General features: G+C 65.1%; 2 protein-coding genes and 1 pseudogene. All 3 read left to right on the top strand.

Features of this window, described 5'->3' with window-relative positions; all coding sequences use genetic code 11:
* A partial coding sequence (locus ACSFA3_RS24550; protein ID WP_435507983.1) for an HAD family hydrolase occupies positions 1–568 on the top strand: 568 nt, incomplete at its 5' end.
* Positions 569–581: 13 nt separating this feature from the next.
* Positions 582–953, top strand: coding sequence for a Rieske (2Fe-2S) protein (locus ACSFA3_RS24555; RefSeq protein ID WP_435470423.1), 372 nt, complete (start codon positions 582–584; stop codon positions 951–953).
* A 1-nt stretch (position 954) separates the two neighbouring features.
* Positions 955–1,179: pseudogene (locus ACSFA3_RS24560) on the top strand (S49 family peptidase); the annotation flags it as partial.
* Between the last annotated feature and the right edge of the window lie 7 nt (positions 1,180–1,186).

The raw sequence follows: 1,186 nt of genomic DNA on the forward strand, positions 1-1,186 counted from the left end.
GGTGATCGACGTTGGCGGCGCCAAGCCGAGCGAGAACGACGCCGCCTGGGTCATCGGCCTCGGCCTGGCCGAAGCGCTGGCGCGCGCGGCGCCCGACGTGCCGAAAGAAAAATACCCAGAGCTCGGCGCCCGTTACCGCTACCACTATCTTCAGCACCAGGACGACCTCGTGCTGTTCGATGGCGTGCTGCAGATGCTCGATGCGCTGCGCGCACGCGGCCATAAGCTGGCCGTGGCCACCGGCAAGTCGCGCGGCGGCCTCAACGAAGCGCTCAAGTCGGTCGCGCTGCGCGATCGCTTCGACGCCTCGCGCACCGCCGACGAAACCTTCGGCAAGCCGCATCCGCGCATGCTCCTAGAACTGATTGAAGAACTCGACGTGCCGCCGGAACGTACCCTGATGATTGGCGACACCACGCACGACCTGCAACTCGCCCAGAACGCCGGCTGCGCCAACGTGGGCGTGAGCTACGGCGCACACGAATTCGCCAGCTTCGATGAATTCAAGCCGTTGCACATCGCGCATTCGGTGGCCGACCTCGAGGCGTGGCTCCTCGGCAACGCCTGAGAAAAATCCCGCCATGAGCGACGAAGAACGCATCCCGCTGTGCAACGCCGCGGACTTGGTCGAAGGTGGCCTGGCCGTGCCCTTCGACGTGATCTACGGCGGAGAAACGTGTCGCGCCTTTGCGGTGCGTTTCGAGGGGCAGCCGCATGCGTTTCTCAACCGGTGCAGCCACGTTGCGATGGAACTCGACTTCCAGCCCGACCGCTTCTTCGACGACACCGGCCAGTGGCTCCTGTGCGCGACGCACGGTGCGGTCTACAAGCCCGACACCGGCGAATGCGCGGGCGGGCCGTGCCGCGGCGGCCTCGTGAAGATCGCCTTGAGCGAGCATGACGGCGTAGTGCACTGGCATACTGGCTGGAACCTCCACCCCCTGACCTTCTGACATGACCGACCCGAACCGAACGGAACCCGCCGGGTTCGAACCATTTGAGCCGGCCCCTCCCACGAACATGGCCAAAGATCCCACACAGCGCCCCGGTTGGGAGCGCGCCACCCTCGAAAAGCTCGCCTTCGCTTCGTTGAACGAACAGAAGGCCACGCGCCGCTGGAAGACCTTCGTGCGTCTGTCCTGGCTTGCTTTCTTCATCTTCCTGGCGTGGTTCGCACTCTAGCGCA

The organism is Variovorax glucosi, assembly GCF_051216695.1.
GTDB lineage: Bacteria > Pseudomonadota > Gammaproteobacteria > Burkholderiales > Burkholderiaceae_C > Variovorax.